Source organism: Pantoea sp. Fr+CA_20 (assembly GCF_024520835.1).
GTDB lineage: Bacteria > Pseudomonadota > Gammaproteobacteria > Enterobacterales > Enterobacteriaceae > Pantoea > Pantoea allii.
On record NZ_JALNPN010000001.1, the window covers coordinates 439808 to 453183 of the forward strand.

The 13376-nt window shown below is 49.4% G+C and carries 13 protein-coding genes; all 13 read left to right on the top strand.

Features of this window, described 5'->3' with window-relative positions:
- Positions 1-91 precede the first annotated feature (91 nt).
- Positions 92-640 (top strand): tyrosine-type DNA invertase, encoded by a 549-nt coding sequence (locus NR177_RS02005; RefSeq protein WP_063878247.1) that lies wholly within the window; start codon positions 92-94, stop codon positions 638-640.
- Between the two features lie 495 nt (positions 641-1135).
- Positions 1136-1657 carry a fimbrial protein gene (locus tag NR177_RS02010; RefSeq protein ID WP_063878248.1) on the top strand — a complete coding sequence of 174 codons (522 nt, stop codon included), beginning with the start codon at positions 1136-1138 and terminating at the stop codon, positions 1655-1657.
- Between the two features lie 78 nt (positions 1658-1735).
- A complete protein-coding gene (locus NR177_RS02015; RefSeq protein WP_256852189.1) occupies positions 1736-2422 on the top strand; it encodes a molecular chaperone in 687 nt (228 codons plus the stop codon).
- 90 nt (positions 2423-2512) lie between these two features.
- Positions 2513-5071 carry a fimbria/pilus outer membrane usher protein gene (locus NR177_RS02020; protein WP_172897479.1) on the top strand — a complete coding sequence of 853 codons (2559 nt, stop codon included), beginning with the start codon at positions 2513-2515 and terminating at the stop codon, positions 5069-5071.
- A 14-nt stretch (positions 5072-5085) separates the two neighbouring features.
- The gene (locus tag NR177_RS02025; protein WP_256852190.1) at positions 5086-6171 is read left to right on the top strand and encodes a fimbrial protein; all 1086 of its coding nucleotides are present in this window, start codon (positions 5086-5088) and stop codon (positions 6169-6171) included.
- Between the two features lie 31 nt (positions 6172-6202).
- The gene (locus tag NR177_RS02030) at positions 6203-6748 is read left to right on the top strand and encodes a fimbrial protein (protein WP_256852191.1); all 546 of its coding nucleotides are present in this window, start codon (positions 6203-6205) and stop codon (positions 6746-6748) included.
- Positions 6749-6853: 105 nt separating this feature from the next.
- A complete protein-coding gene (locus NR177_RS02035; protein WP_244915420.1) occupies positions 6854-7555 on the top strand; it encodes a response regulator transcription factor in 702 nt (233 codons plus the stop codon).
- Between the two features lie 71 nt (positions 7556-7626).
- Complete coding sequence (locus NR177_RS02040; RefSeq protein ID WP_063878251.1) at positions 7627-8298, top strand: response regulator transcription factor; 672 nt, start codon at positions 7627-7629, stop codon at positions 8296-8298.
- On the top strand, positions 8295-8969 hold the full coding sequence (locus NR177_RS02045) for a LuxR C-terminal-related transcriptional regulator (protein ID WP_241567439.1): 675 nt from the start codon (positions 8295-8297) through the stop codon (positions 8967-8969). The genes NR177_RS02040 and NR177_RS02045 overlap by 4 nt, the downstream gene beginning before the upstream one ends.
- Before the next feature lie 814 nt (positions 8970-9783).
- Complete coding sequence (locus NR177_RS02050) at positions 9784-10335, top strand: tyrosine-type DNA invertase (protein WP_063878253.1); 552 nt, start codon at positions 9784-9786, stop codon at positions 10333-10335.
- A gap of 535 nt (positions 10336-10870) precedes the next feature.
- Positions 10871-11323: a hypothetical protein gene (locus NR177_RS02055; RefSeq protein ID WP_256852192.1), complete on the top strand. Its 453-nt coding sequence runs from the start codon at positions 10871-10873 to the stop codon at positions 11321-11323.
- 21 nt (positions 11324-11344) lie between these two features.
- Complete coding sequence (locus NR177_RS02060; RefSeq protein ID WP_218994854.1) at positions 11345-11722, top strand: hypothetical protein; 378 nt, start codon at positions 11345-11347, stop codon at positions 11720-11722.
- Positions 11723-11963: 241 nt separating this feature from the next.
- Complete coding sequence (locus NR177_RS02065; protein ID WP_256852193.1) at positions 11964-13349, top strand: lysine decarboxylase; 1386 nt, start codon at positions 11964-11966, stop codon at positions 13347-13349.
- The last annotated feature ends 27 nt before the right edge of the window (positions 13350-13376 follow it).

Sequence of the window (13376 nt, forward strand, 5' to 3'; positions counted from 1 at the left end):
CGCGCGTATTGACCCTGTCAGAAAAGCATTTCTGGGTGAGTGCCACCGGACTGAATGTTTATCTGAGACCACATGAATATGAAGAGACACTATGAAAAATCGTAAATACCTGACGCCGTCTGAAGTCGAGAAGCTGCTTGAAGCGACCCTGCACGGCAAGCACCCAGAGCGGGATTACTGCCTGATCTGGATGTGTTTCATCCACGGCTGTAGAGTCAGTGAAATCAGCAGTTGGCGACTGTCCGATATCGATATAGAGGGGAATAATATTTATATTCATCGATTAAAAAACGGCTTTTCTACCGTTCATCCGCTTTACCGACGTGAACGTAAATCATTATCGCTGTGGATGAATAAAAGAAATCATTATCGTGGTGCGGAAACAGACTGGTTATTTCTTTCTAACCGAGGCACAAAATTATCCCGGCAACGCATTTACTGGTTAATCCGAAATTATAGTCAGGCGGCAAATCTGACAATTAATGCTCATCCTCATATGTTAAGACATGGCTGTGGTTTTGCGCTGGCCGACCGGGGAATAGATACGCGTTTGATTCAGGATTATTTAGGCCATCGTAATATACAGAACACCGTTATCTATACGGCAAGTAACGCGCAGCGATTCAAAGAAGTGTGGTAAATAAGCTGTAACGAGTTATTACAATGGAGTCATTTTGAACTAAATTGGAGCTTACTTTAGTGAGCTGTTATATTCCTGTCAATACTGTTTGTATTATCGAGTAACATTTTATTTTAACTATTTAAATTTCAAAGTGTTATGTGAAGATTTTCTGTTTAATTACCTTCCTGCACCCCTCGGTTTTTTCTTATCTCTGTGTCACCCCTTTATATTCCGCATTACGTTAGCTTAAAAAATAGTATATCTATATCTTCTTAAATCGTTGTTTTTAAGTTTTTTATCCTGATTTATTCCTGTTTTGAGGTGTAAAAAACCAAAGGAGTCACTTTAGTTCAAAATGAATCGTTTGTCTTTCGGGTAAAACCGTTCGGCGATTTATTAATTTGAGACGGAGTCTCATGAACTAAATAAAGGAATGACAGATGGTTTTGTCATAACGAATTCGATCGCCGCGTTATAGGCATATCGATTTTAATTGTTTACAGGATAATTCTCGTGAAAAAAACGCTTATTGCTATTGCTCTGATGGCGACTTCCGCTATTTCTTCTTCTGCTTTCGCTTCTGATGGCGCCGTGAACTTCACCGGAACCATTACCGATGCAGCCTGTACGATTGACACCGCGTCTCAGAACCAGGACGTGTTCCTGGGCAACATCGCACGTACCGCTTTCGCGGGTGCTGGTTCTCTGGCTGCGCCGAAGAAATTCACTCTGGTCCTGACTAACTGCCCTGACACCGTCACGGGTGCAACCGTGCGTTTTGACGGTACCCAGGTTTCTGGCGACAACAGCATTCTGGCCCTGACCGCTGGCGACAGCACAGCAACAGGTGTGGGTGTGCAGATTTCTGACAGCCAGAACCGGGTCGTCCCGCTGTATGAAGACTCTTCGGTTTACCCTCTGGTCAGCACCGGTCCTAACAACCTGGACTTCAGTGCGCGCTACATCTCCGTGGCAGATTCCGTCACCGTGGGTGATGCAAACGCGGTAACCCAGTTCACCGTCGTTTATCAGTAATTTCGCGTTCGTAGTAGCAGATCAGAGGCCGCTGTTGCCTCTGATCTTTTTGAATGTTTCAGGGCAGGTAGGGACACCATGAAGAATTGGCGCAAAACAGCGTTGGCAGTGGTATTAACGACTTTTTGCACGATCGCGCAGGCTGGCGTCGTCGTCGGCGGCACGCGTCTGATCTATGACGATGCAAACAAAGAGTCATCCATCAATATCAGTAATCCCGACAAAAACGTGTACTTGATCCAGTCATGGGTGGACAGCGGGGATACCGCGCCGGGCGCACAGGCGAATAAAGCCCCGTTTATCGTGACGCCGCCTTTATTCCGTCTGGACGGGAATCAGCAAAACATTTTGCGCGTGGTACGGGCAGGTGGCGATCTGCCAGAGAACAAAGAGTCGCTGTTCTGGCTCAATATCAAATCCATTCCTTCTGTAGAGAAGCGGCAAAACACCCTGCAAATTGCGGTGAAAACGCGTATCAAACTGATTTTCCGTCCGGCTGGTCTGAAAAGCACGCTGGAAGAGGCGGCCAAAACGCTGACCTGGAAACGAGTGGGTAACCAGCTTCAGGTGACGAATCCCTCTCCGCATTACATCACCTTTTTCAACGTCAGGATCAACGGCACTGACGTCAAAAATGCCACCCTGGTCGCCCCTGAGTCCGATGCCATGTTCGATTTGCCCGCCAGCGTCGCCGGCGGATCGCTGACCTGGCAGTTTATCAATGACTATGGCGGTACCAGCAAGGTTCTGACGGGCAGTCTCTGATCTCGTCGTCGGGGGGCGCATTACGCCTGTCGCCTATAAGGAAGTGATGCACGCAGGCGCCAAACTGCGTGATGAGTTGGAACAAACACAATGAAAAAAATAACAAATATTCCTGCGTCAGCCGGTTTCAAACTGTCCTGTCTTGCACAGCTCGTGGCCTGTCAGGTTGCGTTGTTCATCGGCGGAACGGGTGTGGTCAGTGCAGCGGAATACTTCAACCCGGCCTTATTAGAAATCGATAACCCTGTACAGGGAAAAGCGGATTTATCCATTTTCGAAGACGGCGAATTGCAGCCACCCGGCACCTATCGTGTGGATATTTATCTTAATGGTTCCGAGGTCGATACACAGGATGTCACCTTTACCCTTGCAACGGATGCGTCCGGTAAGCAACGCCTTCAGCCCTGTCTGAGTGGCGAGCAGTTGCGGGAGATGGGCGTAAGAATTGGCATGTTCCCGGATATTCAGGCCACGGATGCCTGCGCCAATTTTACCGAGGCAATAGCGCAATCCTCCGCAATATTCCGTTTTGATCAGCAGCGGCTGGAACTGAGCATTCCGCAGGCGGCGTTGAATTCGCAAGCGCGCGGTTATGTCTCCCCAGAGCTGTGGGACCCGGGCATTCCGGCATTGCTGCTCAATTACAGCTTCAGCGGTGCCAACACCGAAGCGCGGGAAAATGATGCCCGAAACACGAATACCTATTATCTGAACCTGCGTTCCGGCGCAAACCTTGGTGCCTGGCGTCTGCGCAACTATTCAACGTGGAACCGGGACAGCAAAGGTCAAGACAGCTGGAACTCCATCAATACTTACCTGCAGCGCGATATCCAGATACTGCGGAGTCAGCTGACGCTGGGCGACAGTAACTCGCCAACGGAAGTGTTTGATACCGTGCCTTTCCGTGGCATTCAACTCGCGTCTGACGACGATATGTTGCCAGACAGCAAGAAGGGCTATTCACCTGTCGTACGCGGCATCGCGCAGAGTAATGCCCAGGTCACCATCCGCCAGAACGGCTATGTGATCTATCAGAGCTATGTCCCTGCCGGGCCGTTTGCCATTTCTGACCTTTATCCAACGGCGGGCAGTGGCGATCTGAATGTGACCATCAAAGAAGCGGACGGCACCGAACGCACCCTGATCGTTCCTTTTGCTTCCGTACCGGTCCTTCAGCGTGAAGGGCACCTGAAATACAGCTTCACCAGCGGTCAGTACCGGTCGTACAACGATGAGGTCGAAAAAACGCCCTTTACGCAGGGCACCGCCATCTATGGTTTGTCGCATGGCGCGACCGTCTACGGCGGGCTGCAGGCCGCGAGTAAATACCAGTCGCTGGCCCTCGGTCTGGGACAAAATATGGGGCGCATCGGGGCACTCTCTGCTGACGTGACCCAGGCGTGGAGCCGCCAGGAGAATGGCGTGAAAGAAAACGGGCAGTCCTATCGCCTGCGCTACGGTAAGAGCTTCGTTGAAACCGGAACCAACTTCAGCCTTGCCAGTTACCGTTATTCGACGGCGGGATTTTATACCCTGCAGGAAGCGCTCGAAAGCTACGGCAGAGGCAATGACGATAACCGCGATCACAAGAAGAGCCGTGCCGAACTCACGCTCAGCCAGAACTTATGGCAGCAGGGGGGCGCACTCTCGCTGAGCCTGGTGAAAGAAGCCTACTGGAATAACAACCGCTCCAGTGAGTCGGCCAGCATCGGCTACAACAACACCTGGAAAGGGATCTCATACGGTGTGAACTACAGCTATAACCGTAACGGCATGGACGGCAATGGCAACCGCACCTATTACACCGACCAGATTATCGCCCTGAACCTCAGTGTGCCATTGAGCAAATGGCTGCCGGGCAGTTATGCCACCTATAACCTGAACAGCAGCAAAAATGGCAATACCTCGCATAACGTGGGCCTCAGCGGAACGGCGTTACGTGACGACAACCTGAATTACAGCCTCAGTCAGGGTTACACCACTCAGGGGCAAGGTGCGAACGGCTATGCCAGTGCCGACTATAAAGGCACTTACGGCGAAATGAACGCCGGTTACGGCTATGACCACAGCCAGCACCGCATGGATTATGGCCTGCAGGGCGGCATTGTGGTCCATGAAAATGGGGTCACGCTTTCACAGCCCCTGAGCGAAACGCTGGTGTTGGTGAAAGCCCCGGGCGCGAACGATGTGAGCATCGCCAGCAATACCGGGGTAAGAACCGACTGGCGCGGTTATGCCGTCGTACCTTACGCCACCGCCTATCGCCGTAACCAGATTTCGCTTGATACCGCGACCTTGCCGGACAACGTGGATATGACGCTGACCAGTGCGTCGGTCATCCCCACGCGGGGGGCCGTGGTGCGTGCAGACTTCAAGCCAAACGTGGGCCAACGCGTGCTGATGACGCTCACCCGCGCTAACGGCGAGCCGGTGCCGTTTGGCGCAACCGCGGGCATTGATGATGACAAAAAGAGCACTGGCAGCATTGTCGGCGACGGTGGGCAGGTTTATCTGTCGGGCATGCCGGATAGCGGAACGCTGACGGTGAAATGGGGGACTGCGGCGGCACAGACCTGCCGGGTGAGTTATCGCCTGAATGAACAGTCGGCCACCTCGGGGATTCAACTTATTAATGGAGCCTGCCGGTAAGGCGGAACAGGGATATGAACGAACGCATGCAGACCTTTATTCTGGACACGACCTCACACCGCAATTTGTTGCGCCGTTCTTTCGGGGGCAAACGCGCAGCCTGGCTTTGCCTGGCGCTGGCGGGCGGCATGTTAAGTGCCCAGGCGCAGGCAAGTGATTGCGCCCCGACAGACGGGACAAAATCGTACAACTTCAATATGTCTTACCTGCTGGCGGACCCGTCACAGAACACCACGGGCAGGGTGATTAACAATGCCTATCAGTGGAATCTCAGCGGGAACTACAACGTGACCTGCTCATGTACCGGCAGCTATACCGGGGCCTACGTCACGGCAAAAGTGCCGGATACCGGGCTGGTCTACAGCGACGGTAATCTCAATTATTACAGCATCAACGAATATCTGGCGGTGGCCAGCGAGGTTTACATCGCCGGCGGTTATGGTGCAAACAGGGCAACACCGTTCACCAGCGTCAGCAACCTGAACAGCGCCACCAACTGCGGCAGGTATCCTTACGCCACCGGCTCACGCGGTTCGATCTCGCTGTACTTTCAGCGGCCCTTTGTCGGCGAACAAACCATTCCTCTGACGAAGGTGGTTGATGTTTATCTCGCTTCAGATCCGACAACGCAGTCTGGCGTACCGGTTTCAACCGTCTGGATGAGCGGCACGGTAACCGTGCCGCAATCCTGCGAGATCAATGGCGGGGGCGTGATCACCGTTCCTTTCGGCGACATCATGTCAGGGGATATCGCCACCAAAGGGGAAATGGCGAAAAACTTTACGCCGAAGAACGTCAATTTCAACGTCGCCTGCACCAATATTTCCGAGGGCGTGAAGGTCAGCCTCTCTTTCCAGGGAACGCCAGATGCAAACGATCCGACGCTGCTGTCCACCACCAACCGCGACGTAGGCGTCAGGATTCAGGATACCGCTGGCACAACCATCGTGCCGCTGAGTGGACGCTTGCCGCTGAGGATGGATTACGCCTCGCAGGTCGGCACCTCGGGGATTAACTTATTTCCTGTTAACAGCACAGGTCAGGCACCGGAGACCGGGGATTTTTCGGCGACAGCCACGATTCGCGCCGAAATAGAGTAATTCCGTGATGCAACGCGTAAGGGAAACGAAAATGGTTAAGGAAGCAGCGTTCAGTTTGAGCAACAAAGCAAAAATGCCGGCGTTGATACTGTGGCTGACGGCCGTCATGCTGGCCTCGCCGGTGAGGGCGAATACTCAACTTAATATTACTGGCAACATCAAAGCCTCGCCTTGTCACATTGACCTGCCAGCCAGCGGATTGAATGTGGATTTAGGCCAGAACATTTTAGCGACATCCCTGGCTGAGGCGGGCGCGTCAACCGACTGGCGACCCTTTTCGATTGTCCTGAGCGAATGCCCGGCATCGACGCGGGAGGCGACGATGACGCTGAACGGCGTGGCGGATGAGGTCGAAAGCACGATGTACGCGAATACAGGCACCGCCTCACAGGTACAAATCGAGGTGCAAAGCCGTGACGGTGTGCCGCTCGGCAACGCCACGCAAAGGGTACAGCGCGTGGATAACGCCGGTCGTGGCACCACCTTCGAGATGCAGGCGCGCGCCTACAGTGCGCAGGGCAATGCCACGCCAGGAACCATTGTTGGAACCATGCAGGTCACCTTTACTTATCAGTAGTTGAAAGGGCACGAACAGAGAGAGGAAAACCCACACAGCACGTCCATCTTCTGGTCGAGAGGAGGCTGCCGTCAGGGCGCGTTACGAAGAAAACAAGGAGGTAAGATGAACGTCGTCACTCATTTAACGCCAGACCCTGCTCCATCAGGCATGTCGCCTGCCGGATCAGGGGTACTGATTATGGATGCCTGCCCGGCGACCGCGCTGGGCATAAAGCAGATTCTGGTCGGGTCATGCGGAATAACCGATGCCATCAGCTATGTGCAAAGCCTGGCGGGCATCTCATCGCGCGTGGCCAGCGCGCCGCCAGCGCTACTGATTATGGATATCTGCGGCGAAAAAGAGCGCATGCTGGATGGGCTGCGCCTCTTGGGGCAACTGCATGAAACCTGCCCGGCCCTGAAGATCATTATCTGCACGGATTTCAGCGACTACCGGATACTTGAGATGCTTGTCTCCTCGAAAGCGCACGGCATTTTGTTAAAACACGAACCGGCACTCGCGCTGGCGCAGGGTGTCACCCGATGTCTCGCTGGCGAGCGGCAGTGGCTAAGCCCCAAAGTGCAGCAGTTGCTGGCAAAGACCACCCCGAAAAATACCGCGCTGACGGCCAGAGAGCTGGATGTTCTCGCTTACCTGTTTTCCGGCCTGAGCGTTTCCCGGGTGGCGCAGGCGCTTCATCGCGATATCCGAACCATCAGTACCCATAAGCGGAATGCCATGGTGAAACTGGGTTTTCATAATGACAGTGAACTCTTCGCGCAGGGCACCTGGATGGCGCAAATCGGTCCCGCTACCGGACTTTAAGCGTTACCCCTGGATGTGTTTCTTAATGGAAAAACGGCCGGTAGCCCCGGCCTGCAAGGAGCAACAGCCTGATGAATCAGACCTGCACATCGCCCCGCACCGTGGCGTTAATGGACAGCCATCCTTTAACGCTCGCTGGCCTCTCGACGCTCATTGAGTCTGTCGATACAGACTGTGACATCATCATTCGGGAACCCAGCCTGGGCAAAATGTTCGATGCCCTGATGTACCAGTCCGTGGATATCCTTATCACCGACTTGCAGAGCGCGGAGGAGACGCTCCAGGAAGGCATTGATCTCTTACTGCGGCTGAACGCGCAGTTCCCCGACATGAATATCGTGGTGTATACCTCATGCCATGACAGTAACGGACTGCGGACCTTACTGAATCACTACAATATCAGCGTGATCGCACGCGGGGAATCCCTGGCCAATACACAGGAATTCTTCAAACAGGCGTTTGAGCAGAAGCGTGTGCTCAGCCCCAAAATCTGCTGTGACCTTGCACGAATCAATGAAACCCATCACTGTACGCCGTCGAAATTAACGCGCAGCGAACGTGATGTTTTAAGGCACCTTTTTAATGGCATGGATTTGCAACAGATTGCGCGGATGAAGCAGTTAAGTATCAAGACGATTAGCGCCCACAAATGCAATGCGATGCGAAAACTCGATGTCAGGACCGACGCAGAGTTGTTTCTACAGTTAAATACTATGTTTAATCAAGGATTCGATTTCTCATGATCCAACACGCGCATTTGAGCAGCCTGTGTCAATGTGTTCGCCATAAGGCACCGATTATCGTCCTTTCTGATAATTACTGGTTGTATTTCGGTGTCTCACAACTGTACCCGCATTCGAAGGTTATCCACGTCAGGTTTCTTGATGAAGCGCTTTATCGCAAGTTATGGGGTAATGCTGATTCAGTCATATTAATTATTGATAACGATATCTTTATTCAGGGCGAGTGGTTATCGATGCTGGGGATGTTTGAGGTCTGTACGTTCCTGAAAATCATCTGGCTAAAAGGGGATAAAACCGGCGCTTTTATTCCCGTCGATCATGCCAAAAGTTTTCTGGTGGAGAAGAAAAAAGCCCTTTTCGAATTTGAGCGTGATTTGAATGACATTTTTTGCGGTCAGGAATTACGGATCGCGAAAAGTCCATGCACAAGTTTAACCAAAAAAGAGCGCTATATGATTAAATACCTGGCCGCCGACCAGGATATTCAGACCATCTCTGAGCGTGCCTGTTTATCCCTGAAGTCAGTCTACCATGTCCGATCAACACTGATGAGCAAGCTTGGCTTCGACAATGCGTATTTCTTTCAGCTTATCCTTTTCAAAAATATCGACATACTCTTTCCCTTTTTTACCAACAGAACGCACGCATTTCATGTCCAGCAGCGTCAGTGAGCCATGAGGCAGGTTGAACCTGTTGAGCCAGAAAAAACAGGGTGCTTATTATTCCATGAGGTGACAACCGCACAGAATGGATAAGAGTGTTTCTACTAAAAAGGGAACGCTGAATGTCAGGCTGTCATTTAGCGACTGATCATTTTTCCCATCCTGTGGAACATCAGGTTTAAGATAAATACCAGCATAGATAAATGTATCTGATTGAATGCAGGGCTAAACGAATGCGCCTTTGCAAAAGCAAAATGCTCCGGACAAAGCACCCTAGCTTAACTTGCTGTTTTTATGACTTTTATTTATCTTAAAATAATGCCGGTTTGATATGAATTATAAATAATCCTAAAAGCGGGCGTTAAGTTTTAATTTATTATTTTCAGTCTGTTATTGTTAACATTATTGGGGTAAATCATTCTTTTATTTTGTCTGTTTTATCATTTTTGCAGTTTAATATTCTGGTTGCCCTGTTTTTTATGGGGTTAAGTTCTTTAATATTCATATTTACAACAACTCCGCTGATTAAATATTACGTTTTTATAAAAACACACTTCCAAATATATTCATCTGTGTGATTTAATCTTTGGCCCATAAGCTTATGACAATACCCGAATTCGGATTCGCTACATCACAACCGATGATGCCTGTATGAATTTACATTGAAACAATAAACGGATGTAACAATTTGCTATGTGTTTTTTATGCGTTTATATCACCTTAAATAGGTAGGTGGATTGAAGGGAAGAAGGCCGTAATTATGTTGGTTATATTTTTATCTACAGTTTTTGTTTGAATTCTTATGGAAGAGTAAAAATAAAAAATGAAAAGAAGAAAATACCTGACGGTGAACGAGGTCGAAAGGTTGATCTCTGCCGTGGGCACCTCAAAAAACAGTGAAAGAAACCAATGCATGTTGCTGATGTGCTTTATACACGGACTCAGAGTCAGTGAGTTGTCGCAACTGAAACTGAGAGATGTGGAGATTTCCAATAAAATCATCTATATATCGAGGTTGAAGAATGGATTTTCAGTCCAGCATCCTTTGCAGCATCGCGAACTGTTAGCGTTAGAGGCCTGGATGCAGAAGCGTTCAAGCTATTTGGGTTCGGATTCTGAATATCTGTTTTTATCGCGACACGGTAAAAAAGTATCCAGGCAGCAGTTATACCGTATTTTCAAAGTGGCCGGTAAAGCCGCAAATATCAACATTGATGTGCATCCGCATATGTTCAGGCATGCCTGCGGCTATGCCCTGGCGGATAAGGGATGTGATACGCGACTGATACAGGATTATTTAGGTCACAGGAATATTCAAAACACCGTCATTTACACGGCATCGAATGCTGCCCGTTTTAAATCTGTCGTGTTTTAGCCTGCGGGGGAATGCCTTTTTTAACGACCAGACCTGCGATGATGAAAAAGACTCACGCCACCTGAGAGGTGGCGTGAGTCCTGATCGCTGGCGTGTTATTGCACCGGCAAAACCTGTCGGTACGATGTTCCTGTGTCGTCTGGCAGGGGCGAGGTTATCGTGGCTGGTGTCTTCGTTCCCCTTTACGCGAAAGTGATGGAGAGAACCTGAGTGCACTGGACTTCAGCGGAAAACGCCAACCCTTTCCTTGCCTCACAACCTATTGCGGCAGACAGGCGGCGCGAAAAAGAGAATCTTGAGTCACGTTCGGTCGCTTGCGTCACTGCGAAAAGGGAAGTCGCTTATGAGACTCTGTGACTGAGGAGGACGGAGAGAAAAGTTTACTCTGCGGCAATAAGTGTGGTGCTTTGCCAGAGGACGCCTTTAAGCCTTCATTTTACGTAACCATCAGGCTATAAACGGCTCAGAAACCCTGATAATCATCGCGAAACGCTGCGTGAACCATGAAAAAAATTACTAAGGCGCTCAAAACGAAATGCATATTTTTTTATCATTTGTCTTACCGCTGGCGCTCGTCATTTTGCTGATAAAGTATTTCTTTCTGCCGATGTTCATGCGAGATGATTTCTTTGCTGCTAAAGGTGAGTTAAAGAAAATCTCCATTGATACACCTTTGCTTAAACGTCTTGGGATGAACATGGAGGATTACTATTACGACGCAGATTTTCTCTATCAAAAGCGTAAGGAAGACATCCTTAATACAATCTCACTGGGCCAAATTATTCAGGTCAGATCGACCGGAACGATGATCGGCAATCGCCGCGTGTGGCAGGTTCGTTACCTCACGGGGGCCTCGCGGACAGAAAAAACAGTCAGCATTCTGCATAATTACTCAATATTTAATCAGGATTTCGCCGGTTTTCTTTCAGCCGTGCGGGCAGCCAATCCTGAAGCAGAAGTAGAAAAAATGACAATCTGGCGCATATAAACGTTGGAGGCCGGTGCTGAAATGAGTCCTGAACTGGAAGACGTCATCGCATTTGTTCGCGACTATGCGGGATGGAAGTCTAAAGTCGTCAATCAAAATACATTGTTGGAACGGGACCTTCATCTTGCCGGTATGGATGGTGTCGATTTTTTGGAGGCAGCCGAAACGTTTTTTGCCGTCAGCTTTGATATCGAAGATGAAGATTTTCGCACACTGTTTGATTTGAAGGAAAACGAATACCTTTTCAGCAGCGAAGGACTCGACTTGTTGGGCATTGGCTACTTTTTCGAATGGCTGCGGGGAAAACCGCATTCTGTCGTTAAAGATCTGTCTGTTGGTCAACTTCACCAGGTTCTGGTGAAGCTACGCAGCAAAAATCCTCCAGACGTAAATTTGTGATGTCTGACGCTGTGGGCCACAGTGGATGCGAATGATTGTTTCCAGTGGCCGGTCAGGAATCGTTCAAACACCTCTGGGCTGGCAGAGGAGTAACAGCTGTATTATGAAATGCATTGGGGCCCCGTTCCTTCATATAGGCCTATCACCAATGCTGATAACTGAATCAAAAAATACAAATATTCATTTTAAAAATAGGGAGGCATATTTTATGGCGAACATAACATGACAACAGGGAATAAACATGAACGCCAGAGTAATAAATATGACCGGATCTACCCCTGTATTAACCAGGCTTAAATATCTTCGAGAGAAAAAGTTTTTTTCATTTCATGCGCTTCCTGTATCAAGCTATGGAAACAGTGATGTCATCGGTGATCCGAATGCTGAATTAACAGAGTGCATTGAAAGCTCAGTGACGGGGGAACTGTTTGATAGTTTCTTTTTTCCATCTGGGATCATTTCAGACTCGCAAAAGCTGACTGCAGGACTTTACAACTCAGACAGTTCATTTTATATCACCGGTGGAACCAGTACAGCTAACCAGATAGCGATTTCAGCCCTTTATGAAAAAGGGGAAAGCATTCTCGTTGATAAAAACTGTCACCAGTCAGTGCATTTCCATACCAGGTCAATCGGTGCCGACGTTCATTATATCTGCCCGGACCTGCGTACTGAAGATGAAGAAATCAGCGCGTGGTCATATGAACATTTGGAACGAACTCTTCTGGCGCTACAGGAGAGGGGGAAAGCGTGTGATATGATTATTCTCACTGCACAGTCGTATGAAGGGGTAATCTACGACATTCCTGGTGTTTTGGCGCGACTGCTGGCGGCGGGAATCACTACGCGTAAATTCTTTATTGATGAAGCCTGGGGAAGCCTGAATTATTTCAGTGAAGATATTCGTCGTTTAACCGTCATGAATATCGATTCATTGTTAGAGAAGTATTCAAACCTTGAGGTTATCTGCACCCACTCTGCGCACAAATCTCTTTTTTGTCTTCGCCAAGCATCTCTTATCCATTGTCGTGGAACTGAAAAGCTCGCGGAAAAAATTGAAACGGCTAAATACCGCATTCATACCACTTCACCAAGCTACCCCATTATCGCCTCACTCGACAATGCACAGGCCGTTATGGGTGGACAGGGTCATGCCCTCGCTGCGCACGCACGCAGCCTGGTCGACAGATTTGTCAATGGTGTTTCTTGCCTGGACAGGCTGGGCTCCGAAGCGGTTAGTCGGCAAATTTTCACTTCACACTGGCATATTCATTACGATCCTACAAAAGTGATGCTCGATGTGTCCTCACTGGGGACGGGCAACGAGATAAAACAGCGTCTATGTGAAGAAAACATTTACGTAAAAAGAGTGATTAATAATTCTCTTCTTTTTAATTTCCACATCGGCATCAATGAGCAAGCCGTAACAGCATTACTCTCTGCACTTAATAAGATCTGCCAGGAAAAGACTTTTAACGCGGATTCAGAAAACGAAATCTCTGATAAATTTATTATTCCCTACCCACCGGGTGTTCCACTCGTTTTTCCCGGGGAAGTGATCGACGACGTGATAAGAAATAAAATAGAAAATCACCGTAGGAATGGATTTATTATTATCGCAGCCTGAATTTCAAACCTTTTCTATGCCGGGTAT